Origin of the sequence: Nostoc sp. TCL240-02 (assembly GCF_013343235.1) — a bacterium.
In the GTDB taxonomy this organism is placed as follows: Bacteria; Cyanobacteriota; Cyanobacteriia; order Cyanobacteriales; family Nostocaceae; genus Nostoc.
In genome coordinates, this window is the sequence record NZ_CP040094.1 from 6,588,678 (window position 1) to 6,610,431 (window position 21,754).

Here is a 21,754-nt window from a genome sequence, read left to right on the forward strand (position 1 = left end):
ATGATAAATGGCTAATGATAAATGACTAATGACTAATGACTAGTGAGATCGTAATTATTGGTGGCGGCGTTATTGGTTTAGCGATCGCTATTGAACTAAAAATGCGCGGGACAAACGTCACCGTGCTTTGTCGTGACTTCCAAGCTGCCGCTACCCACGCCGCCGCCGGGATGCTAGCACCAGACGCGGAAAACATCACTAATGAGGCAATGCGTTCATTGTGTTGGCGATCGCGTGCTTTATATCCCGACTGGACAACTAAACTAGAAGAACTAACTGGTTTAAATACTGGCTACCGTGCCTGTGGTATTCTCGCGCCCATCTTTGAAGAGGCGGGGGGGCAGGGGAGCAGGGGGCAGGGGGTAGGGAGCAGGGGGAAAGGGGAAAATTTCTCTCCTCTGCACCTTTCCCCCTGCCCCCCTGCCTCTTCCCCGGCTTACTGGTTAAATAAAGAGGCAATTCATCAATATCAGCCAGGATTGGGAGCAGAGGTAGTTGGTGGCTGGTGGTATCCTGAAGATGCACAAGTTGATAATAAGGCTTTAGCTCAAGTATTGCGGACGGCGGCTGAGTATGTTGGTGTTGAACTCAAAGACGGTATTACAGTAGAAGCATTTTTACAGCAGCAAGGACAAGTGGTTGGCGTGCAAACCAATGTTGGGATAATTCGCGCCGCGCACTATGTTTTAGCTTCAGGTGCTTGGTCAAATGAGTTATTGCCGCTACCCGTGCTACCCAAAAAAGGACAAATGCTGAGTGTACGGATACCAGAATTTGCGCCGGAATTGCCCTTAAAGCGGATTTTGTATGGGCATAATATTTACATCGTACCAAGACGCGATCGCCTAATTATTGGGGCAACAAGCGAAGACGTTGGTTTCACCCCTAACAACACCCCAGACGGCATTCAAAAATTATTACAAGCTGCCATCCAGCTGTATCCCCAATTAAAGCATTATCCCATCCAAGAGTTCTGGTGGGGATTTCGCCCAGCCACCCCCGATGAGTTACCCATCCTTGGTACTAGCCACTGTCAAAATTTAACCCTTGCTACGGGTCATTACCGTAACGGAATTCTACTTACACCTGTAACAGCCGCATTGATTGCCGATTTAATCTTAGAACAAAAGCCCGATCCTCTACTTGCTGATTTTCACTATTCGCGCTTCCAATCCCAGCCATCTACCTCCACCCCAATGCTGACTCACTCTGCCAACTTCTCCAACGGGAATCGTCCTGCTATATCCTCCCTCCCAGTTCAAGACTCGCCGCTAATTATTGCTGGCAAAACCTTCCAATCCCGCTTGATGACGGGAACTGGTAAGTATCTCAGCATAGAAGAAATGCAGCAAAGCGTCGCCGCCAGTGATTGCCAGATTGTCACCGTGGCTGTACGACGGGTACAAACCAAGGCCCCCGGACATGAAGGTTTAGCCGAAGCCTTAAATTGGACAAAAATTTGGATGTTGCCCAATACCGCAGGTTGCCAAACTGCTGAAGAAGCGATTCGGGTGGCGCGTTTGGGGCGAGAAATGGCGAAATTGTTAGGGCAGGAAGATAATAACTTTGTCAAGTTAGAAGTAATACCTGACCTTAAGTATTTACTCCCAGATCCAATTGGGACGCTGCAAGCCGCAGAACAACTAGTTAAAGAAGGTTTTGCAGTATTGCCTTACATTAACGCTGACCCCATGTTAGCCAAGCGTTTAGAAGAAGTAGGCTGTGCGACAGTAATGCCTTTGGCATCACCAATTGGTTCTGGACAAGGGCTAAAAACAACCGCCAACATCCAAATCATCATCGAAAATGCGAATGTGCCAGTGGTGGTAGATGCTGGTATTGGTTCACCCTCAGAAGCTGCTCAAGCAATGGAATTGGGAGCAGATGCTTTATTGATTAATAGTGCGATCGCTCTTTCTCCAAACCCAGCAGCAATGGCTCGTGCCATGAATTTAGCAACAGTCGCCGGTCGCCTAGCATACCTTGCTGGTAGGATGCCGATCAAAGATTACGCCAGTCCTAGTTCACCTCTCACTGGGACGATTACTAATTAGGGAATGGGGAAGAAGCAAGGGAGTAGGGGAGCAGGGGAGAAGAGGGGAAGAGGGGAAAGAGGTAATTTTTAATTCTCCCCCTTGCCCCCTGCTCCCTACCCCTCTGCCTTTTCTGCCCAATTCCCAATAATGTAACGATTTGTCTAGCAGTTTCAGAGCGGATTTAGCATTTATGTAACATTAAATGAAGTATCAAGATAAAGGAATTAATTCATGCCCTATACCAATGAAGAAGGCGGCCTTTTGAATAATTTTGCCCGGGAACCAAAGATTTATCAAGCAGAACCTCCAACACAAGGGCAAAAACGAACTTATATCATACTAGGAATTGCCGCTACAGCTTTGGTTGTCGGCTTGATTCTAGTCGCCTTCTTCGTTTCTAAGAGCAGTTAATCATAAAATATTTTCAGAAAACTTAATCTTCTTTATCGTTTTTCAGGTTCCAATTTTAAGAGGGACCTGCTTTTTTATTTTTTGTTAAAATTGAACTAGCCATTAAAGTATATAATTATACTTTTTATGACTGTTAGACTTGAAGGCTAAATTTATTCTGAGCAGCACAACATCTACTTAAAAATAATTTTTATTACAGCAGTTTGCAAATAAGTGAGCTATAAAATGTAGGACTCAAAATCACATATCAAAAATTTCTGTTTCCTACCTCCAGTCTCAAAACCCGTAGTTTTATACTTCATACAAAAGAAAACTGCTTGCTGTATGACTTTAGCCCACTTAGATACATCCAAAACGTTGATATGTACTGTGTTTTGGCTCTTTAGCCGCTATGAGCGTGAATGATATTGCACACAACAATAATTCTACTTGGAATCGGCAAGCATACCACCGCCTGAAACTTGCCCTAAGCCTTGGCTTACGACGACAACTTTTTTTAGCAGTATGTGATGATTTACACTTAAGAAATCAAGTAGCAGCTCGCTTGCATTCTACATTGGCTTATCCTGTTGGACAGGTGCTATATCAGTCATCAAATGCTCAAGAAAATAGCACTCCAGCTTATCCGCGATTAGTCACATTGCGTTTAAATTTAAACGAACCCAATCCCATAGTTCAGATAAATCAATGGTTAGCTAATTATCCACCACCAATTGTTGGAGCATCAAAAGATACCCCTGGAAGACCTTTTCCAGTACCAGCATTTCAGATTGTAGGTGTGGAACATCTCACCAAGGAAACAGTAGCAACACAGCGTTTATTTTTACACTATCTCCGCTTAAGTGAGCAATATTTTTCTACACAAGAATCCAGTCGATTCCTAGAATCTAACTTACTGTTGTGGATACCGCGTCCTTGGTTATCTGCCATCAAGCAATCAGCACCACAATTCTGGCGTTGCCGGACTGGTGTATTTGTGTTTGCTGGAGAACCCACACCCGCGACTCAAAATGCAGGCTATCCAGAACGTTTTTCACCTTCTAGAAACTTGGATTTAGGGAATGTTGAGCAGTCGATTCTAGATGAATCAGTTAACCAAGCAGAACTCAGAACCACAGCTTCTGAGTTCAAGTTTGAGAATAATTCCGGTTTCCCAGCAGAGATACAAAGGAATGGCGTAAACAAAACCCAGGAATCTACTAATAGGTCTGGTAGTGGTAAAAATAATCAATCACTGTTGTCTTTATCTTATGTAAGTAGAGAGTTAACAGAGCTAGTAATCGCAACAATTAACGCAAGTAGTGATAAAAATACCGAAAATTATTTACAACCGCAGCAGATTTTGTTGGAGATTGAAGAATTACACGAAAAGCAAGCTTCAGGGGATGTACTGGCAGAAGCTTATCATCGCTTGGGCACTTTATACCGCCTTCGCATTGAACAAGGAGAGTCAACCTTAGAAAACCTGATGGTGGCAATAATTGCCTATCAGGAGGCTATTAGCTATGACGAAAGCTCACCACAACTTCCAGATATCTTGAATGATTTGGGTACACTCTACTGGATGCTATACCGTACACCACCTAATTCTGAGGAGGGACAAACCTATATAGAGCAGGCAATAGAATTTTATCAGTTGGCGTTAAAGATGATTTCACCGCAGACGCATCGGGAAACTTACGCTCGTGTGCAAAATAATTTGGGGACGGCTTATGGTGATTTAGCTCGTTTTTCTCACCCATCTGAAAATTGGCAGCAGGCAATATTAGCTTACAATGAAGCACTCAGCTATCGTACAGCCGATATGGATTCATTAAAGTATGCAGCTTGCCAGAATAATTTGGGTACTGCTTACTGGCATCTAGGGCAGTACAACCAACCGATTGTGCATTTAAAGAAAGCGATCGCAGCTTACAACGAAGCACTCGTATACTACAACCCCGAAGAGGAACCGCTCAAGTATGGGATGATTCAAAACAACATCGGCACTGCCTGTTGGAATCTAGCACAATACGAGCAACCTGCCCAAAATCTCCAGCTAGCTATTAATGTCTATAGCAAAGCTCTTAAGTATCGCACTCCAGCTAATGTTCCCAGCGCCTGCGCCGCTACAGAAAATAATCTAGGTACTGCCTACTGGCACTTAGCGAACCTTTCTCAGACAACTAAAGAGGCACGGCAAAAGTATTTGCAACTATGCATCAGCGCTTATGAAGAGGCTATAGCTTTGGCTCGCTCACTTAGCGGTACTCCTTTAAGCTTTGATTTGCTTGCCTCTTATAATAACTTGGCACTAGCGCATTATCAGCTAGTAATAGATAAGTCATTTAATGGTGACAAAGCAACACATTCTCAACACTTAGAAGTAGCTTTAGACTACCATTTGCAAGCCTTAAACGGATTGAGCAAACAATCAGAGGCTTATCAAACAACCTTTACTTATGTGGTGAAAACTATTCGTGCTTTTCATAATGAATTAGGGATACAGGGACAAACTCTGGCTTTATCTAAAGTTCCTAGTCAGCTGTTGCCAGAGATTTTGTCAAAATTATAAGCTATTGAAGAGTAACTTGATATTAATTAAAACCCGCCAATGCGGGTTTTGTTTGTATGCTTATATGGCTATTAGAGGCTTGAATTGGTTAATTGCGATCGCTTGACCTTAACCGAGGTATCAACAATTCAATATATGTACCGACAGCGAATTTTGTTAAATCTAGAAATTGAGAGCGACTCTTTTCGTCAATAACTGCAAGTGTGAGAGAACCAATTACCGTAATCAGCATTACAGTAGCTAATAATTCATCTCTTGAAGGAAATTTCTTGGATAACATTGACCCACCCCCAAATCGTTTAAATCACTACATCCCTACTTTGACAGGTGAGTGTTTGCTGTAAGCTTAAATACAGGCTTGTGATATGAATGACTTGTGTATGCGATGAGCATGAATTGCCAAATTGACAGTTAGAATCAGCAAAAGTGTAGTGGTTAGGTTATGTCCGGGCGATCGCTTTGCTGTTCTCCAGAAGGTATCCAAAAAGCAAAAAAAGCTTTGATCCGTTGTTCCCTAACTCAAAAGGCATTAGCTGAAGAGTTAGAAGTAACCCGCCAGCCGATCGGAAAATTCTTTACAGGCAAAGCTGTTGACCGCAATCTCTTTGTCCAGATTTGCGACAGGCTAGACCTAGAGTGGGAAGAAACAGTTGCTGAACCAGTTAGCGAAGCAGAGGTAAATCAGGATAACAGGATTGATATTGATGCGATCGTGCAAGCAATACGCCAAAAGATAAAACCTCTAATTCAAGAACGTTGCGGCACAATGCGAGTGCTGGATATGACTCAACCCATCGGCTTGAATGAGATTTACACCAGCGTTAATATCCTGGAAAAAATCACTGCGCGACAACGGTTAGGAATTGATGAATTATTATTATTGCAACAGTATAGTAGCGAAGATTTTGACCACTTTGGACTGAGCAGAATTACTCAGAAACGAGTGCCAGGACTAGAGGCATTAGAAAAATATCCTAAGTTGATGATTTTGGGTAAGCCAGGGGCAGGAAAAACTACGTTTTTGAAGCATTTAGCGATTCAGTGTATTGGAGGTAAGTTTCAAGCTGAACGCGTGCCAATTTTTGTCACCCTTAAAGACTTTGCTGAAGCTGCTAATAAACCAGGTTTACTGGAATACATCAGTCAGCAATTCTCCAATTGCAGGGGAGTCGGAGCAAGACAAGGTGTGTCTCTAGAAGATGAACTGTTAAAACACGGCAAGGCATTAGTTTTACTTGATGGCTTGGATGAAGTTCGAGAAGAAGATAATAGCCACGTCTTCAAAGAGATTAAAGAATTTTCTGACAATTTCCAAAATAATCACTTTGTCATAAGTTGCCGAATTGCAGCACAGGAATATACCTTTGAGAAGTTCACAGAGGTGGAAGTTGCTGATTTTGATGATGAACAAATTGCTACTTTTGTAACTAACTGGTTTAAGGATAAATTTGTTAAGCCAGAAACTTTTATTAAACGTCTCGAAGAGAATAACCGCATCAAACAACTTGCTGCAAGTCCATTGCTATTGACGCTCCTATGTTTAGCATTTGAAGAGTCAGGGGATTTTCCGGCAAATCGTTCTGAGTTATACAAAGAAGGATTGGATGCACTACTGAAAAAGTGGGATGCTAAACGCGGAATTCAACGCTACCAAATTTACAAAAAGCTATCGGTTCAACGGAAGGAAGACTTACTTAGTAAAATTGCTCTAACTACGTTTGAGCGGAGTGATTATTTCTTCAAGCAGAAAGCAGCAGAGCAATACATCACAGAATACATACGCAATTTACCAGATGCCAATACTGACCCAGAAATATTGCAATTAGAAAGTGAGGTTGTTCTGCGTTCAATTGAAGCCCAGCATGGACTATTAGTAGAACGTGCAAAAGGGATTTACTCATTTTCCCATTTAACATTTCATGAGTATTTTACTGCTCGAGAAATTGTTATTGTTCAACAATCATCAGAGGAGGCATTGCAAAATCTAGTCAGCCACATAATTGAAAAACCTTGGCAGGAAGTATTTTTGTTAGGGGTTGGGATGTCGCCAAGTGCAGATATTTTGTTGCAGTTGATGAAAAAGCACGTTGATGCAATTGTAGTTGGCGATGAAAAATTGCAAAAGTTTCTGCAATGGGTGAATCAAAGATCTCTTTCAGTTCAACTTCAATGCAAGCCATCAGCTATTCGTGCTTTTTACTTGGAACATGACTGTGAGCTTGATAGTTTCCGTATCCTTTCTCGTGCCCTTGAACTTGACTTTGAAGTTAATAATCATGACCTAGCTCTTACCCTTGCGTGTGATGTTGACAAGCACCTTACCCTTAGTATTGCTGACGGCTATGAGTTTAATCTTTTCCTTACCCTTGCCATTGATCTAGCCCGTATCTTGTTTGGCCTTACCCTTGAGCCTAAAATGAAACAAGCACTCCAACAACTTAAGGCTCAACTACCTTATGTAGATCATGACATAGAAATATTTAAGCAATGGTGGAAAATCAAGGGACAGTCTTGGATTAAGCAATTGAAGGCGGTGATGATTAAGTATCGTAATATTGGTTATGATTGGCAGTTCAGCCAACACCAGAAGGAATTACTAAAGCAATATTATGATTCCAATACATTACTAGTAGAATGCCTAAATAGTGATTGTTATGTCAGCCGTGAAGCGCGACAAGAAATAGAAGATACTTTGCTATTACCGATCGCAGAGATTAAACACCGTCAGCAGCAATCTTAAATACACACATAGCAGATAGTTGATCTTTCAGTCCCACAGGTAAATCATTCGTTAAGAAAACGAAAATATTTCCCAAGTCCTAGCAAATCAATCTAGAATAGAAGTAAGAGTTCACAGTTAGCCGATTCGCCTCTATTCAATGGCTTAGATATGTGGACATAAGTAATAAAACAACATTTAGGAACAAAATGATACCAGTTTACGTCGCATAAATGTCTTGCCTCTGATTTGAGTAACGCACATTAGCAGGATACTAATTCAGAGTTGCGATCGCACAGACTCCCATAATAAGTACTTTTATCTTCGGAATACGCCCATAAATAGGTTCAAAAACAGTCAGAAACAAACTCAGTAAATCACCGTCATTAAATACATCACATACACAAAGGACAACCCTCTTATGACTCGCCTATATCAATGGAAATCTGGAACTGCTGCACTTATGGCAATAGCCGTTACCGCAAGCGTCGCTAGCCCTCTATTAAGCTTGGCTCCTGCTAATGCACAATATAGAATTGGGCAAGATAGAAATAATAGTCAATATGGAAACGTTACCATTCCTTCTGGGGTTGCTTTTCCTGTCACCTACGAGAAAGAGACTATTACTATTGCTCCTGGGGAAAGTAAATCTATAACCTTGAGAATAGCCAATGACATTATCGACAGAAATAGAAATGTCTTAATTCCTGCTGGAACTAAAGTAAATGGACGGCTAGAATCTGTTGACTTAGGTAATTATTCAAGCAATACAGATGACAACCAAGGAAAAGGCGTGCGGTTTGTCGCTCAAGAATTAGAATTTTTTAATGGTCAGCGTCAGTCGATTAATGCAACTTCTCGGACATACACCACAACTCAAAAAGTTTCACAAGGCCCTAGCACTGGTCAGGTTTTAACTGACGCAGCTATTGGTGGAGGTGCTGGTCTTTTAGGTTCACTAATTACTGGCAACAACAGAATTGATGATTTAAAACCTGTTCTTGGTGCGGCTGCGGGTGCAGGTGCGAGTGTTCTGTTGCGGAAAAAAGAAGTAAATGCGTTTGTCATCAGACCCGCACAAGATTTAAAGCTCACACTGGATTCTAATTTGAATTTAGTACCACGCTCGCGCTACTAGATTTAACTCTATTCAAGTCGTGACTTTAATCACACCTTATAGGCGATCGCCACTTTAACTATAGTGTGTGATCGCCTTCATTTTTGACCTAAAAAATTCTATTTAATAGCAACTATTATACCTCTATATCGTCTTCATCACCATTGATATTTATTGAAATACTTATTGAAGTATGCTATTGAAAGAGCTAGGAGAGTTGGCTATATTTTATTCTCTATCTAAAAGAGTATTCAAAATTACCTAATATCCTGATACTTTTTGTCAAGTAGTGTATAAAAGAGCATTTTTATTATGGTAAGTAAAGGTTTCATTTTAAGCACATCTCTTGCAATTCCCGTGGTGTTAATTCTTTTGACTCAGGGAGAAAAGATAAAAGTATCTTTAGTTGAAAATGTCCCTCAGATATCCACTAACAACGAAATTAGCCTATCCAGCAGCAAGCTAATTAGCGCGAATTCAACACCGAAAACATACTATGTTAGTGGTAATGGAAACGACAAAAATAGCGGACTTTCTACTTCATCTGCATTTAGGACAATTCAGAAAGCAGCAGACCTTACCAACCCTGGTGATACAGTATTAATTATGAATGGAGTCTACAAAAATGTAGCCAAAGCTTTAAGTGTAGTAAGTATTAAACGTTCTGGAACTGCAAATGCCTGGATTAGGTATAAAGCATATCCTGGACATTTCCCAAAAATTCAGCACAATACATGGAACGGTGTTCTGATTTCAAGTGGAGCTTCATATATTGAGATCAACGGACTGGAGGTTATAGGGAATAATGCCAATATAACTCTTGATTATGCGATGAGTGAGAAGACTAACAAACTAAACCCACTCACAAATGGAAACTGCATCAGCATTGACGGACGAACCAGTGGTCATGTTCATCACATCCGCATTCTGAACAATAAAGTACATGACTGTGGAGGAGCAGGTATTTCAGCGATTCAATCAGATTATGTAACAGTAGATAATAACGTAGTTTTCAATAATGCCTGGTATGGTGTTTATGGTTCTAGTGGTATTTCAATGTTGAATAATTGGAATTCTGACAAAAACCAGGGATACAAGATGTTTGTTACCAACAACAAGACTTACAACAATCGTATGTACATCCCTTGGATTGCAGTTGGAAAGATCACAGATGGCAATGGTATTATTATTGATACTACAAGAAACGATCAGAATAATTCAGAATTGGGTGCATATAAAGGACGCACTTTAGTTAAAAACAATCTGACATTTAATAATGGTGGTTCAGGTATTCATACATTTTTGAGCGATCATATTGATATTGTAAATAACACTGCTGTTTTAAATAATCAAAGTCCTGAAATTAAAGATGGGCAAATATTTGCTAATGTATCATCTGATGTCAGAATTTTAAACAATATCCTCTATGCCTACCCTGGCAAGGCTGTTAATAGTAATAATAAAAACAACAATGTTGTTTATGATTATAATATATACCTTAATAGTTCTAATGTAAGTGTTAAGGGAACTCACGATATTGTTGCAGACTCACAGTTTTTAAAAAAGTATCCTACTCTAGAGAAAATATCTGATGATTGGAAATCGCGGCTAGATAAACAAAATCCACCAACACGGACTTATGTAGAGTCTAACTCCGCAGGTTTTGTTTGTGAGTCAGTAACTTATAGTTTACAAGGGAAACCTATCCAAGCGGGATGCTCCCCGCTATCTTTAACTCAAATTGCTTTTTCTGATGTTTCATCTAACTATTGGGCAGCACAATTTATTCAACAATTGTCACAGCGAGGTGTAATTGCTGGATTTCCTGATGGTAGCTTCCGCCCTGAAGAACCGGTGACACGCGCTCAATTTGCCGCTATGGTCAACAAAGCTTTCCCTAAATCACAGCAGAGACAGGCGATCAATTTTGCTGATGTGCCTAGCAACTATTGGGCATACAGTGCAATTCAGCAAGCTTATACTATTGATTTTTTATCTGGATATCCCGGTAATCGTTTTCAGCCTAACCAAGCTATTCCCCGCCAACAGGTTTTGGTTTCCCTCGCCAACGGTCTGGGATATACTTCTGGTGGCAATACCGAAAACACTCTGAAATATTTCAACGATGCCTCTAACATCGCTAACTATGCCCGTAGCCCGATCGCAGCTGCAACTGCAAAGCAAATTGTGGTGAACTATCCTAATGTGAAGTCCCTGAATCCAACCGCAACCGCTACTCGCGCTCAGGTAGCAGCTTTTATCTACCAAGCACTGGTTAGTTCTAAGCAAGCCTCAGCAATTAACTCGCCTTATGTCGTGTCAAACCTCAGCAATTAACTGCCTAATCAACAATTATCGATGTCTATAATCATTGCTGGAGAACGTAGTGGGGTGGGCAAGACAACAGTCACGCTTACCCTTTTAGCATCTTTACGTCGTCGCGATCGCCTGGTGCAATCTTTCAAGGTAGGTCCAGACTACATCGATCCGATGTTTCATCAACACGTAACTGGTCGTCCTTGTCGCAACTTAGACCCAGTGTTGACTTCAGAAACCTACGTTCAGCAATGTTTTGCCCGTCATAGTCAACTGACTGAATATGCCCTAGTAGAAGGGGTAATGGGATTATTTGATGGAGTTGGGCATGGGGAAGAAAAGCAAAAATCAACTGACTTTGCAAGTACGGCACACATTGCACGGCTTTTAGATTTACCTGTGGTGTTGGTGATTGATTGCAGTCGCTTGTCTGGTTCTGTAGCTGCGATCGCTCACGGCTACCAATCTATTGACCCCCGGATTAAAATAGCTGGGGTAGTATTAAATCGCGTGGGAAGCGATCGCCACCTCTCTCTCCTCAAAGATGCCCTAAAACCTTTACAATTAAAAATTATCGGCGTGCTGCGCCGTCAAGATAACATCACAATTCCCGATCGCCATTTGGGTTTAGTACCCACAGTAGAACTTCCCGAACTCAATGCTTTAATTGATCGCCTCGCCGATTTAGGAGATACTTGCTTCGATTGGCAAAACTTATTGCCCCTGTTAAAATCACAACCTTTCCCTCCTCCCCCTAATCCGCCTCATTCCCCTTTCTCCATCAGAATTGCAGTCGCCCGCGATCGCGCTTTTAATTTTTATTACCAAGACAATCTCGATTTGCTGCAACAACTTGGTGCAGAACTGGTTTTTTGGAGTCCCTTAGAAGCTGCTGCAATACCAAAAGATGTCCAAGGAATGTATTTTGGCGGAGGTTTCCCAGAAGTTTTTGCCCAGCAACTAGCAGAAAATACCAACGTTCGTAATGGAGTGAAAACAGCAATTCTGGAAGGAATGCCTGCGATCGCTGAATGCGGAGGATTAATGTATTTATGTGAGCAAATTATTGATTTTGAGGGTAAATCTTGGGCGATGACAGGAGTTTTACCGACATCTGCTGTCATGGGTGGGCGTTTAACTTTGGGCTATCGTCGTGCAGTAGCTTTGCAAGATAATCTGTTAGTGAAGGCAGGTACAACTGTTCACGGACATGAATTTCATCGTTCCCATTTAACCTTAACTCCCACTAAACCCCTATTTGAAACTTCTCGCTACGATTGTGATGAAAATATGGGATGCGAGGGATGGGGTTTTCCTGCAAATGTTCATGCTTCTTATGTTCATCTGCATTGGGGACAAAGTAGAGAAATTCCCGAACAGTTTCTTAAAGAATGTAGAACTTACGCATAATAGACCCTCCAATACCCCAATACAGTTCGGTTAAAGGGGGAAAGGGTAAAGGGAAAAGGTTTTGAATACATTCTTTTAACGTGAGTTCGATAAATTCATATCGTCATTTAACTTACGAATCAGACGGGATAACTCACGAATGATATTCACCGCAATTTCAGGAGTTTCTTCGATCGCATCATACAATTGTTCTTGCGTCAGTTCCAAAAATTCGCAAGGTTCCAAAGTTGTTGCAGTGGCAGAACGAGGTTGAGTATCAAATACTGCCATCTCACCAAAATATTTTCCCTGTTCCACCTCTGCAAGCATTTTATTGCCGATGTGAACCTTAACCCGGCCTGACACGACAATATAAAGTGATCGCCCTTCTTCTCCTTGGCGAAAGATGGTGTAATTAGCTGGAAATGACAGTTCGTTCATCACTGAAGTGAGCCGCACAATAAAATCATCCCGCAATTCCTTAAAAATCGGGACTCGCCGGACAAATAATAAACGGTCAACACTGGTTAGCATAATTACAAGTTAAACATAAAACATTACTGTAAATTTTAAACCTGAAGCCAGAGCGCGATTAGTCATATTAACCGATGTTGAACGCTAGCCGCCAAGAATATCTCAAACTTTAGCCTGTCTTTGATAGAGGAGGCAGGGGGCAGGGGGAAGGGAGCAGGGGAGCAGGGGGACAAGGGAAACAAGGGAGAATTATTGAATAAATCTCTCCACTTGTCTCTCCAGCCCCCTGCCCCCTTGCCTCTTGTTCAATAAGAGCGATGCCTACGGCGGTAAACTACGCTCTTAAACTTCTCAGATAGTAACTCAGTATGAAGCTTAACCAACTGCCAGTCTAGGGGAAAGTAGTTTTGTTAAAAACCTTGCCAGCCCCGCTAAAGCAACACCTATAAAACAGACTGTTTATCAATCACCTTTATTTATCGTTTTAAAAAACAAGAGTATTTGCTCTTATATGGTTGCAAGCCATAATATTGACTTCATGAGCTCCCAAGGTACCTTGCTGAGGAAAAAATCACCAATTTGATTAGAGGCAATCGCTTCTAAAAACCGGGGAACTGGCTGATGACTAGCGAACCTCAATCGGTTGTAGTTAGGTAAAACAGTCACAAAATCTCCTTATCTGCCCTCACAGTGAAGAGCAGAGAAAGACTAGAACAAACAGCATTGAATATCGTGAGCAACAATTATGAGTTGGCTAATTAGTACATTAATTATTGGAATCTCTGTCGCTTTTGCAACTACCTTTGACGACAATTTATATTTGACAGCTTTTTTCGGAAAAGTCAATCGCAGCTTTCGTCCTAAGCATATTATTATCGGTGAATTTCTGGGATTTACTACCTTAGTATGCGCTAGTCTCCCTGGTTTCTTCGGTGGTCTTGTGATTCCTAGCACCTGGATTGGATTACTAGGTTTGCTTCCCATCGCCATTGGTATCAGTAATTTCATCAGTCGAGAAGAGGAAGGAGAGACAGTGCAAGCTGTATCAGTTGAGTTAACCTCTCCTGTCAAATCTGAACGCCAGAATAAATCATTATTAGCAACCATACGCGATCCTCAAACCTACCGCGTTTCTGCTGTCACCATTGCCAATGGAGGAAACAACATTGGGATCTATGTACCGTTGTTTGCTAGTAGCAATCTTCCAAGTTTAGGTGTAATTCTGTGTGTTTGCTATTTCACTGTTGGGGCGTGGTGCTTGCTCTCTTATAACCTGACTCGTAATCCTCTGATGACCCCCGTTTTAACCCGCTTCGGCCGAAAAGTCTTCCCATTTGTCTTAATTTACTTGGGACTCTCTATCTTAATTAAAAGTGAATCATATCGACTGTTACCTAGTCTGGCAATGCTTTCTAATTAGGAATTACACCCGAACTGAAAACTTGTTACTTGGGGATGCGATGTCTACGAAGGGCTACGTCTACGCAGATAGGTTCTATTCCCTGACATAATCAAACAATCACCTGAGCGTTTCCCATCCAAAAAGATTTTTTAATCACTTGAATTTATCAACTTGAATCAAAATAATATTTGATCTTATCAATCAATTTATCTAAAGTGAGAATAAAGCACATTATTGATGGCTCTTATAAAAGCAAACCCACTACTACGAATAATCACAGAAAGGAACTCATGAATCAATCAAATTCTAAAAAATTAACTCGGTGGATTGTAACAGCAGTATTTCTAGTACTTGTAGCAGGATTTTCGCTCCTTGACCAGCAAGCAGTTAAAGCTCAAACATTAACAACATCCATACCTACTGAGTCTGAACTAGCTCCAGTCACATCTGTGGTTACACCGCCAATGGAGTCTGTAACTTCCCCAGTCATACCTCCAGTTGTAGCGCCAATGGAATCTGTAACTTCATCAGTCATACCTCCAGTTGTATCTGTAGCAACAAATGTTAGACATTTATTACAAACTAATGAATGTATCGGATGTAATCTAACTGGAGCAATGCTTAAGGATGCAAACCTGCAAGCGGCAAATTTGGAGGGTGCTAACTTACAAAATGCAGACTTAGAAAGGGCTAACCTACAGCAAACAAACTTAAAAGGGGCAAACTTTCAAGGAGCAGATTTAGGTAAGGTAAACCTTTTGGGAGCAAACCTGTTAGGAGCAAATCTATTTGATGCAGACTTAGAAAAAGCCAACCTGTTGGGAGCAAATCTGCAAATGGCTAACCTACAGGGCGCAGACTTGGAAAAGACAAATCTCACAAATGCAAACATCCAGGGAGTTAACCTGATGGGGGTTGATTTGGAAGATGCGATCAGACCAGAAGGATTCACTGTTCAGTGATTAAACTGAAGTTCTGAGTAAATTTAATAAAACCCTCAAAAGCCTGATTCAGTAATGAATATAGGCTTTTCTTTTTAAAGGTTTGTACTCATATAATTATCGGAATTTGCGATCGCCACAATAGTAGATAAAGGCACGTCAGCAAAATACTGTTGCTGAAATTGTTCTTCTCGGACAGCAGCTAAAAACCTTGCCACCGCTTCATCAGCAAGATTTTCTGCTTTATCACTCGGATGCCAGGTAATTTGTAAATAATTGTCTTGTCGTTTGACTGTGAACCCTAAATGTTTTAAAGCTTTAATTCCTACAAGTAGAGTTTGATCGCTGATGCCGATTTTCTCTAAAAGTTGGACGCGGGTAACTGGTTGATTTGTGCGACTAAGATATTTGGCAATTCCGACAAGAGTCAGCCAAATTTGATTGGGTGGTTGGTGGTTGGGTTTAGACCAAGCGATCGCTAATTGTTGCTGATTGTCAAGCGTAGATGCGGAGCGGCTTATCGCTAGACATCGCCGCAACCATAAACGTAAATTATCCCAACTCGTGGGGCAATCTTCAAGAATTAGTGCTTTTAACGGATAGCTATGGTTTAGCTCGTGCTGAGTGCTAAGTGCTGAGTGTTCTTGATTTCGCAAGTCTAAAATGAGTGGCGTTAGCGATAGCGGGGCGTTTAGCCCATTCTGAGTGTTCAATGCTGAGTTAACACTCGCACGCACGGCAATTAATCTGATTTCATAACGTTTTTTAAAGGTGTTATAGTCTAATTCGGCTATGCAATCACACCTTCCTATGGGTAATTCATCTTTGTAGTGTCCCCACCATAAGCCAGGAAAAGCACTTCTGCCGGAATCATCCCGAATATCAAACTCAGTTTTAATGTACTGTACCTTTTTTCCTTGCCAATCCTGCTGATTGCGATGCCAAGCATTTTCAAACCAACAATTTTGAATTAGCAATTTCGGAACAGGATTACCCATTCCACAAGGTTCTAGCACCTTCAGTTCCAAAAACAACTCTTTCCCCAGGTCTGCAACTGTCACCGTCAAGTCTGCTTGCACGGTTGGCGTTAGGGTTGTACTACCTAAAGATTGCCGCAACTGCTGATTAATCGCTGCTGTAAATAAAGGAATATTCTCTACTAACAAACTCAACCCGGCTGCAAAAGGATGTCCGCCAAAGCGATGTAATAAATGTGCTTGGTCTTTCACCAGTTGGTATAAATCGACAGAATTCACCGAACGGGCGGAACCACGGGCTAGGGATTGGGGACTTGTACTGAGCGCAGCCGAAGTATTAGGGATTGGGGATTGGGAAAATTCCTCCCCAGTCCCCAGTCCCTCTGTACTTAATAAAATAGTCGGGCGGCCTGTTTCTTGCGCTACCTGTCCAGCAACTAAGCCCAATACACCCGCAGGCCATTGGGCATCTTCTAGGACTATGACGCTGGTGGTTGATAAATCTAATTGAGTAAGTTTTTGTGCTACTTGCGCTTGCACATCTTTTTGCAAAGATTTGCGCCTAGTGTTTGCGAGTTCTGTAACTTCGGCTAATTCGTTACAACGTTTGACATCTCGACTGGTTAATAATTCAACGCAAAAACTGGCATCACCTTGGATGCGGCTGACGGCGTTAATTCTTGGCCCCAAACCAAAGGAAATATCTGTGGGGCGATCGCCACTTTTCTGGCACAATTCTAACAATCGCCCCACTCCCGGACGGCGACGCGCTGCTGGCGGCTGTTGAAAATCTGCTTGCAGTCGTTGAATTCCCAACTGTGCTAAATAACGACAATCTCCGCTTAACTGCACTAAGTCGGCAATTAATCCTACTGCTACTAAATCTAATAAATCTTCTAACGGATATTTTGCAATGTTAGGCAGAGTTTGATACAAAGCTTCCACCAATTTATAAGCTACCGCCACCCCAGAAAGATTAAATAGCTGATGTTCCCTTGAAAAATAGCGGGGATTGATAATTGCTGCGACGGGTGGGCGTTCAGTTGGTAAAGTATGATGGTCTGTAACTATTACATCTATACCTAGCTGTTTGGCGTAAATAATTTCTTCAATGTTTGTGCTGCCAGTATCGCAAGTAACAATTAATTTGCAACCTTGCTTTGCTAAGTTATCAATCCCTTGATTATTGAGACCGTGAGATTCTTTCAGGCGATTGGGAATATAGTAAATTAACTGAGTATTTTGTTTAAAAAATTGCCCTAATCCATCCCAAAGTACAGATGTGGCGGTAATCCCATCAGCATCAAAGTCTCCCCAGATGGCAATTTTTTCTTTGGCGTTATATGCTTGTTGCAACCGGGCGATCGCTAAGTCCATTTCTTGCCCAAACTCAAAGGGACTCGCTGGTTGATAAGTTTTGTAGTTAATAAAAGCTGTTAATTGTTGATTATCTTTAATTCCCCGTTGCCACAACAATTGTGCTGCATATATTCCACTTGATAGGGGTGTATGCTGTTTCACCGCTTGGATGAACCAGTCCGGGGGTTGTTCGGTTGCTGCTATAGTCCACTGTTGTTGTTCTGGCATTGTTAAATCGGGGATTGATCCTCAGTTGTTTGAGATTCACTTACTAGGGGATTGATGATTACTTCATTGGTGACGCTATCAGCTTTGCGGGCGCGAATTGCTGGGCGCGTAGGCGTAGCCCGTCGTAGACATCGCTTGTAACCGGCTCTTTCAGCTTTTTGGTGTTCGTAATCAATCAATCTGCCATAGTATTCATGCTTGCTTAAATTCATCGACAAAAAAATATGCTGGCGAGTATTACCAAAACCCTTGCGGTTAAAAAACTTTAAGGCTGAAGTATTGGTGGGATCGGTATCTACCAGCATGAACCGCGCCCCATCTTCAATCATCCGGGCGACGACTTTATCCACCAACTTGTCTGCTACTCCCCGACGCTGATACTTTGGACTAACTCCCAACCATAAAATGTATCCATAAGTCCAGGATGCTTTGGTAATGATGGTTCCTAAAATGAATCCTGCTAATTCCCCGTCTGTTTCCGCTACGAGGCAATATTCAGGATCGGTATTGTAAAGTCCAATCACCTCCCATTCATCCCACGTGCGGTATAAATAAGGATATAAATCGCTGGTAAATAACCCTTCTCCCAAGTGGTAAACGGGAGCAATGTCATCAATTTCTAATTCGCGGACATAAATGGCTTCAGTTTCGTCAAAGTTTGACATAAATTTAGAAGTTGTGATTTTTTTATATCCCTATTGGACTTGACAAACATCCTTTAATAGACATCTTCAGAAATTAAATATACGTTATTCAGAACCCTTGTAGAGACGCGAAATTGTACTTCGTCCCGCTACGCTAACGCGTCCTACATTCTTTTTCGGAGATGTCTAATGTATGGGGTTGAGTGATACTTCTTGAATGCTGTCAAAATTTGGCAATGAGTTTTTCACTGCTTCTTCAGAAACTTGTGTGCTTAGTTTACCGCCGTAGGTATCGCACCGTTTGGCAAACTGACAATAATCACAGGTTTTGCTACCCTCCACAACTTGAGGAAACTGCTGGTTATTTTGGTAATCTTCCAACAAATTAGTTAACTGGCTTAACAGTTGATTAAGTTTTTTTGCTATTTGTGTGTGTTGAGCAGTACTGTAATTAAATTTAATATTTTGCGGTTTACCCTCAGATTGGACAAACCAGTAAGTCATCGAAATATTTTCTGGCAAATAATCGCTAGTTTCTGCCAATACATATAGATAAAGCCGTGTTTGCCAGTTTGACTCTAACTTGCGTTTATTGGGTGGTTTAGGATAAGTTTTCCAGTCGAGTATTTGTGCTTGTTGGTTATCTGCAATCAATAAATCATAGACAACCGTCAGTAAATAGTCCTGAACTTGCAGGGTGCGGTAGTGTTCACTTTCACGGAAAGTTTGATTATCAGATGCAGGCGTTAAAATTTCTGGGGCTGCATCGGCAAAAGCTAGCATCCAGCTTTGCAGTTTAGCATCTGCTTGCAAAAAACCATCAATTGGCAAACCCATTTCTCGCTGCTGCATTAGCAAGTGAAAACGACTACCCAAAGTTTGCCGTTCTTCTTGTTCTGGATTTGAGGGCGAATTGAGTTTTTCTAGATAGGTATGTTGAAATTTACGCGGACAAACTTTTAGTAAGTTGAGTTGTCCTTGAGACAGTCGCAGTAATTGAGTGGGAGTTGACAGCATTCTTCTATTTTAGAAGTAAATTCTAATCTCAACTCACCTGGAATATATTAACGGGTAGAGTGCCTAAAAACACTGCGTAGGCGTAGCCTTTCTCTACGAGAGGCTGCGCCAACGGCTGCGCTCAGGAACCACCCGTCGTAGACATGGCCACGGCCCTACGAAGGAATTAATATCACCGGGGTTGCAGGGTTAACCACAGTGCAGTTAGTGACGCTAAAAGCTTTGGGAGCAGTGGAAAATCCAGAGTAAAAATAAAAGGTAAAAGAATGAATTTTGCCTTTTCCTTCATCCTTTTACCTTTTTTATGTACCTGATGCTTACTTCATGTTAGCCCTTGCGTCCTTCACTGCGGCAAAGAAAAATAATCCGGTGAGTGGAATGCTCAATGCGAGGATAATCGCCGTGACTTGGAAACCCAAATCTGGTTGTCCGTAACTGAGTTCAAAAATTGAACCAACAGCTGCGATCGCACTTACACAAGAACCACCCAGAAATAAACCGCTTTTTGGAGTTAAATACACTACTAGCCCCCTATGCTATTGGTTTCACCGCTTGATACGAGAAGCCATTTTTAGATAGCTCCTGAGCTAAAGTCAAGGAGTTTTCTACACGGTCTACAAATACCACACCGTTGAGGTGATCCATCTCGTGCTGAATGCAGCGTCCTAAAAGGTCGTTAGCCTTTAATGTCCGAGGACGACCATATTCGTCTTTATAGGCTATCTCCACGACTTCAGGACGCTTTACGTCAAGATATACGTTGGGAATGCTCAAGCATCCTTCTTCGGCAACAGAGATGTCGCGGCTGACTTGTTTAATGGTGGGGTTAATTAATACCAAAGGCAGATTAGCTGCGTTCTCTGGTTCCAGGTCGATGACAATTAGTTGTTTGTGAATTCCCACTTGGGGGGCAGCCAAACCAATGCCATCTTTGCTGTACATAGTTTGCAGCATTTCCCGCACCATCCGGCGAAGTTCGTCATCTACTTTAGAAACCCGCTTTGCAGCTTGACGCAGCACGCGATCGCCTAAATAATGAAGCTCCAAAGGTGGATTTTTTAACTTTTTTTTCTCTACAGCAATTTCAGAAGGCATGAGTCTCAATGGCTAGATGGTGAAAATTCTTACTATTTTCATTCTATCAAGTTGGGAATTGGGAATTGAGAATTGGGCATTGGGAATTGGACATTGGGCATTGAGCATTCGAAATTGGGAATTATTAATTACGAATTACGAATTACAAATTACAAATTATGTTTAAGTCTTTCACAAAACTTGACTACTTACTCAAAGAAACTTTCCTCGGTTTACTGCGGGGAGGTTGGATGAATTGGGCAGCTGTAAGTACTGTGACAGTGTTACTGTTTTTATTTGGTTTGAGTTTGCAAACCTCTTGGCAAGTCGAAAAACTACTCTATCAGTTCGGTAGTCAGCTAGAAGTATCAGTTTATCTCGAACCGGATGCACGGGCCGAAAATATTGAGCCACTGATCACCAAAATGCCAGAGGTTGCAGCGATGCAAAGCATTACCAAAGAGCAAGCTTGGACTAAGTTAGTTAAGGAAATGAGAATTTCTGATATTGAGGGTGCTACCCAGCAGTTAGGTGAGAATCCTTTAGTTGATGAGATGAAGGTGAAAGCGCGTAATTCTCAAGTTGTACCAACTTTAGCAACGCAACTGGCTAAGTTGCCGGGAGTTGAGACGGTGGAGTATATCGATGAAGCAGTTAAACGCATTGCCCAGTTGCACCGAGGGCTGAACTGGATTACTTTAACAATTACGATTATTCTGACCCTAACAGCGATCGCAGTGACTACAACCACAATTCGGCTGATTGTCATGGCGCGACGACAAGAAATTGAAATTATGCAGCTGGTGGGAGCAACCTCTGCATGGATTTACCTGCCATTTATTTTACAAGGAATTGCTTTCGGTTTAGTTGGTGGTGCGATCGCTTGGAGTTTCATTTCTGTGATTCAGCAGTTTCTCGGTAAATTGCTAGTCAATCAACCTGAATTTATCCAAGTTATCACCAATGGTGTGCAACTCACTCCAGCCCAAATTTTACTATTACCCTTAATTCTCTTGAGTTTCGGTGCAGCTGTAGGATTAATGGGAAGCTTATTTGCTGTCCGACGTTTTGCCAAAGGTTAGGCATTGGGCATTGG

16 protein-coding genes and 1 pseudogene are annotated in these 21,754 nt (G+C 41.7%); 10 read left to right on the top strand and 7 right to left on the bottom strand.

Features of this window, described 5'->3' with window-relative positions; genetic code table 11:
• Positions 1-35: 35 nt before the first annotated feature.
• The 3 genes from thiO (at position 36) to FBB35_RS28135 (ending at position 5,001) form a co-directional block, all read left to right on the top strand.
• Positions 36-2,054, top strand: coding sequence for a glycine oxidase ThiO (gene thiO, locus FBB35_RS28125; protein ID WP_174712377.1), 2,019 nt, complete (start codon positions 36-38; stop codon positions 2,052-2,054).
• A 213-nt stretch (positions 2,055-2,267) separates the two neighbouring features.
• The gene (locus tag FBB35_RS28130) at positions 2,268-2,447 is read left to right on the top strand and encodes a ssl1498 family light-harvesting-like protein (protein ID WP_174712378.1); all 180 of its coding nucleotides are present in this window, start codon (positions 2,268-2,270) and stop codon (positions 2,445-2,447) included.
• A 391-nt stretch (positions 2,448-2,838) separates the two neighbouring features.
• Positions 2,839-5,001: a tetratricopeptide repeat protein gene (locus FBB35_RS28135; protein ID WP_174712379.1), complete on the top strand. Its 2,163-nt coding sequence runs from the start codon at positions 2,839-2,841 to the stop codon at positions 4,999-5,001.
• A gap of 88 nt (positions 5,002-5,089) precedes the next feature.
• Here FBB35_RS28135 and FBB35_RS28140 read toward each other — a convergent pair whose 3' ends face one another.
• Entirely contained in the window at positions 5,090-5,281 is a 192-nt protein-coding gene (locus tag FBB35_RS28140) for a hypothetical protein (RefSeq protein ID WP_174712380.1), read from the bottom strand.
• Between the two features lie 162 nt (positions 5,282-5,443).
• Between FBB35_RS28140 and FBB35_RS28145 the strand changes: the two genes are divergently transcribed.
• From FBB35_RS28145 to FBB35_RS28160, 4 genes and pseudogenes are all read left to right on the top strand, one after another.
• On the top strand, positions 5,444-7,741 hold the full coding sequence (locus FBB35_RS28145; RefSeq protein WP_174712381.1) for an NACHT domain-containing NTPase: 2,298 nt from the start codon (positions 5,444-5,446) through the stop codon (positions 7,739-7,741).
• A gap of 400 nt (positions 7,742-8,141) precedes the next feature.
• A complete protein-coding gene (locus FBB35_RS28150; protein WP_174712382.1) occupies positions 8,142-8,858 on the top strand; it encodes a conjugal transfer protein TrbI in 717 nt (238 codons plus the stop codon).
• Between the two features lie 1,683 nt (positions 8,859-10,541).
• Positions 10,542-11,159 (top strand): annotated as a pseudogene (locus FBB35_RS28155) (S-layer homology domain-containing protein); the annotation flags it as partial.
• A gap of 36 nt (positions 11,160-11,195) precedes the next feature.
• Positions 11,196-12,563, top strand: a complete 1,368-nt coding sequence (locus FBB35_RS28160) for a cobyrinate a,c-diamide synthase (RefSeq protein ID WP_174712383.1) — start codon at positions 11,196-11,198, stop codon at positions 12,561-12,563.
• A 75-nt stretch (positions 12,564-12,638) separates the two neighbouring features.
• Here the strand turns inward: FBB35_RS28160 and FBB35_RS28165 are convergent, their stop codons facing one another.
• On the bottom strand, positions 12,639-13,076 hold the full coding sequence (locus tag FBB35_RS28165; RefSeq protein WP_114081859.1) for a cyclic nucleotide-binding domain-containing protein: 438 nt from the start codon (positions 13,074-13,076) through the stop codon (positions 12,639-12,641).
• A 685-nt stretch (positions 13,077-13,761) separates the two neighbouring features.
• Here FBB35_RS28165 and FBB35_RS28170 point away from each other — a divergent pair.
• Positions 13,762-14,436, top strand: a complete 675-nt coding sequence (locus FBB35_RS28170; RefSeq protein ID WP_174712384.1) for a cadmium resistance transporter — start codon at positions 13,762-13,764, stop codon at positions 14,434-14,436.
• A gap of 272 nt (positions 14,437-14,708) precedes the next feature.
• A complete protein-coding gene (locus FBB35_RS28175; protein ID WP_174712385.1) occupies positions 14,709-15,380 on the top strand; it encodes a pentapeptide repeat-containing protein in 672 nt (223 codons plus the stop codon).
• Between the two features lie 74 nt (positions 15,381-15,454).
• On the opposite strand, the gene recJ is transcribed toward FBB35_RS28175, so the two are convergent.
• From recJ to def, 5 genes are all read right to left on the bottom strand, one after another.
• Complete coding sequence (recJ, locus tag FBB35_RS28180; RefSeq protein ID WP_174712386.1) at positions 15,455-17,923, bottom strand: single-stranded-DNA-specific exonuclease RecJ; 2,469 nt, start codon at positions 17,921-17,923, stop codon at positions 15,455-15,457.
• A gap of 2 nt (positions 17,924-17,925) precedes the next feature.
• On the bottom strand, positions 17,926-18,588 hold the full coding sequence (locus FBB35_RS28185; RefSeq protein ID WP_174712387.1) for a GNAT family N-acetyltransferase: 663 nt from the start codon (positions 18,586-18,588) through the stop codon (positions 17,926-17,928).
• A 165-nt stretch (positions 18,589-18,753) separates the two neighbouring features.
• The gene (locus FBB35_RS28190) at positions 18,754-19,584 is read right to left on the bottom strand and encodes a PD-(D/E)XK nuclease family protein (RefSeq protein ID WP_174712388.1); all 831 of its coding nucleotides are present in this window, start codon (positions 19,582-19,584) and stop codon (positions 18,754-18,756) included.
• A gap of 317 nt (positions 19,585-19,901) precedes the next feature.
• Positions 19,902-20,105 carry a hypothetical protein gene (locus tag FBB35_RS28195; protein ID WP_094330501.1) on the bottom strand — a complete coding sequence of 68 codons (204 nt, stop codon included), beginning with the start codon at positions 20,103-20,105 and terminating at the stop codon, positions 19,902-19,904.
• A 10-nt stretch (positions 20,106-20,115) separates the two neighbouring features.
• Entirely contained in the window at positions 20,116-20,679 is a 564-nt protein-coding gene (gene def, locus FBB35_RS28200; protein ID WP_174712389.1) for a peptide deformylase, read from the bottom strand.
• Between the two features lie 158 nt (positions 20,680-20,837).
• Between def and FBB35_RS28205 the strand changes: the two genes are divergently transcribed.
• Positions 20,838-21,740, top strand: a complete 903-nt coding sequence (locus tag FBB35_RS28205) for an ABC transporter permease (RefSeq protein WP_174712390.1) — start codon at positions 20,838-20,840, stop codon at positions 21,738-21,740.
• Positions 21,741-21,754 lie beyond the last annotated feature (14 nt).

Bases quoted from the DNA above. Each gene is read 5' to 3' on its own strand.
- thiO (WP_174712377.1), top strand. From the start codon at position 36: ATGACTAGTGAGATCGTAATTATTGGTGGCGGCGTTATTGGTTTAGCG.
- FBB35_RS28130 (WP_174712378.1), top strand. From the start codon at position 2,268: ATGCCCTATACCAATGAAGAAGGCGGCCTTTTGAATAATTTTGCCCGG.
- FBB35_RS28135 (WP_174712379.1), top strand. From the start codon at position 2,839: ATGAGCGTGAATGATATTGCACACAACAATAATTCTACTTGGAATCGG.
- FBB35_RS28140 (WP_174712380.1), bottom strand. From the start codon at position 5,281: ATGTTATCCAAGAAATTTCCTTCAAGAGATGAATTATTAGCTACTGTA.
- FBB35_RS28145 (WP_174712381.1), top strand. From the start codon at position 5,444: ATGTCCGGGCGATCGCTTTGCTGTTCTCCAGAAGGTATCCAAAAAGCA.
- FBB35_RS28150 (WP_174712382.1), top strand. From the start codon at position 8,142: ATGACTCGCCTATATCAATGGAAATCTGGAACTGCTGCACTTATGGCA.
- FBB35_RS28160 (WP_174712383.1), top strand. From the start codon at position 11,196: ATGTCTATAATCATTGCTGGAGAACGTAGTGGGGTGGGCAAGACAACA.
- FBB35_RS28165 (WP_114081859.1), bottom strand. From the start codon at position 13,076: ATGCTAACCAGTGTTGACCGTTTATTATTTGTCCGGCGAGTCCCGATT.
- FBB35_RS28170 (WP_174712384.1), top strand. From the start codon at position 13,762: ATGAGTTGGCTAATTAGTACATTAATTATTGGAATCTCTGTCGCTTTT.
- FBB35_RS28175 (WP_174712385.1), top strand. From the start codon at position 14,709: ATGAATCAATCAAATTCTAAAAAATTAACTCGGTGGATTGTAACAGCA.
- recJ (WP_174712386.1), bottom strand. From the start codon at position 17,923: ATGCCAGAACAACAACAGTGGACTATAGCAGCAACCGAACAACCCCCG.
- FBB35_RS28185 (WP_174712387.1), bottom strand. From the start codon at position 18,588: ATGTCAAACTTTGACGAAACTGAAGCCATTTATGTCCGCGAATTAGAA.
- FBB35_RS28190 (WP_174712388.1), bottom strand. From the start codon at position 19,584: ATGCTGTCAACTCCCACTCAATTACTGCGACTGTCTCAAGGACAACTC.
- def (WP_174712389.1), bottom strand. From the start codon at position 20,679: ATGCCTTCTGAAATTGCTGTAGAGAAAAAAAAGTTAAAAAATCCACCT.
- FBB35_RS28205 (WP_174712390.1), top strand. From the start codon at position 20,838: ATGTTTAAGTCTTTCACAAAACTTGACTACTTACTCAAAGAAACTTTC.